4 protein-coding genes are annotated in these 1,726 nt (G+C 57.4%); all 4 read left to right on the top strand.

What is annotated here, in order from left to right; genetic code table 11:
• Nucleotides 1–390, top strand: a 390-nt coding sequence (locus ALO80_RS31810; RefSeq protein ID WP_083493453.1) for a hypothetical protein, incomplete at its 5' end; no start/stop codon positions are given.
• A complete protein-coding gene (locus ALO80_RS32170; protein WP_083493452.1) occupies nucleotides 387–632 on the top strand; it encodes a hypothetical protein in 246 nt (81 codons plus the stop codon). The genes ALO80_RS31810 and ALO80_RS32170, both read left to right, overlap by 4 nt.
• Entirely contained in the window at nucleotides 622–885 is a 264-nt protein-coding gene (locus tag ALO80_RS28510; RefSeq protein ID WP_055011402.1) for an Arc family DNA-binding protein, read from the top strand. The genes ALO80_RS32170 and ALO80_RS28510 overlap by 11 nt, the downstream gene beginning before the upstream one ends.
• Nucleotides 886–887: 2 nt before the next feature.
• On the top strand, nucleotides 888–1,726 hold an 839-nt coding region (locus tag ALO80_RS28505), incomplete at its 3' end, for a ParB family protein (RefSeq protein WP_174518980.1).

Below are 1,726 nucleotides of genomic sequence, written 5' to 3'. Positions count from 1 at the left end.
CACAGCACCCATGACGATCTGCCCACACAAACACAGCGTGAGCGGGAACGCCTCCGGCTGGAAAAGGCCGTCTCTGAATACGTTAGCCGCGGCGGCTGTGTGCATGAAGTGCGGGCAAGCCATCGCTCCAGCGAGCCGTCCTTCATCCTCAATGCTAAAAAGACCGCCCAGTTGAAGGCCGACACTGGAGCTCAAACACGGAAACCAGCCAACGCCCTTTCCGATACCGAGCTGGCTCGGCTGTTGAAAGCCCACTGCACAGCGGGTTCATCGCTTGCTTCAGCCGCTGCGTCTCTGAGCCAAACTCGCAAGCGGTGTGAAGCCATTGCCCGCCGCTACCAGATCCCCTTTCGATCCGCTGCCTTCAGCAATGAGAGGGCACGGACATGAGCCAAGTATCCGCGTCTCTTCGGGGAGCAAAAAAGTCCCTGCAGGCGTTGGCTGAGTTTGCCATTTCTCAAGGATGGGCAGTGCAGCGCACTCACGGTGGGCACGTCAAATTCACCAAGGGCGGATGCTCACCCATCTACACCTCTTTCACCCCCAGCGACCACAGGGCCGACCTCAACGCTCGCGCTCAACTGCGCCGCGCACAAACCCTAAGCCATGATGGAGAACGCCATGCTGAATAACGACGCTGTGAATATTCGTGAGGACGACAGAGACGAAAAATTCGTCATCCGCCTGCCGACCGGAATGCGGGGGCGGGTGCGAGGGGCTGCAAAAGCAAACCATCGCTCCATGAACTCAGAAATCGTTAGCCGGATTGACGCGACGCTACGTCATGAGCAGGAGATTGCGCGCCTGAAGGCCGTGATCGATGTATTGCTCAACGGTGAGGTGCCAGCGAGCAATGTCGTTCAACTTCCTGAGGCAGGTCAATAATTATGGCGAGCAAACTCACTGCCGACGAAATAACGGGCAAGTTGCTACAAGGCTCGTTCAGTCGATCAGGCCCGTCCGTCGATCGACTGCCAGACCCCATTGCAGACACGCCCATGGTACTGACCCTGGACGAGTTGTCCGCGTATGAGCACAACCCTCGTACCGTGACCAACGTCAAGTACCAAGAGATCAAGGACTCCATCCGGGTGCGGGGACTGGATCAGCCGCCGCAGGTCACACGTCGTCTGGGTGAGAAGAACTTCATCATCCGCAACGGCGGCAATACACGCTTGTCGATTCTGCGCGAGCTGTACAGTGAGACCGGTGACCAGCGCTTTTACAAAATCAGCGTGCTGTTCCGGCCATGGGATCAGGCTCGCGGGGAGATTATTGCCCTCACCGGTCACTTGGCCGAGAACGACCTGCGCGGCAGTCTTATGTTCATCGAGCGAGCCGTCGGCATCGAAAACGCTCGTTCGATCTATGAGCAGGAAACTGGCGAGGCCGTGTCACAACGGGAATTGGCCAGACGACTTAAAGCAGACGGTTATCCAGTGTCACAACCCCACATCAGCAAAATGCAGGAAACCATTCGTTGTCTTCTGCCAGTGATCCCCGCTGCGCTCTATTCGGGATTGGGCAAACCTCAGATCGAACGCCTGCTGGCTCTTCGCAAAGCCGCCGCACAGACGTGGCAGACGCACACCGAAGGAAAAGCGAACGTCACCGACTTCGAGGTTTTGTTCCAGGATGTGCTGTCCTTGTTCGATGGCGATGCTGCCGAATTTGTCTGTGAGCGTGTTCAGGATGACCTGATCAGCAACATGAAGGACGGCACGGG

Origin of the sequence: Pseudomonas caricapapayae (assembly GCF_001400735.1) — a bacterium.
Classification (GTDB): domain Bacteria; phylum Pseudomonadota; class Gammaproteobacteria; order Pseudomonadales; family Pseudomonadaceae; genus Aquipseudomonas; species Aquipseudomonas caricapapayae.
Note: the sequence above shows the minus strand (reverse complement) of the source record. Positions and strands in the feature narration are given on the sequence as shown.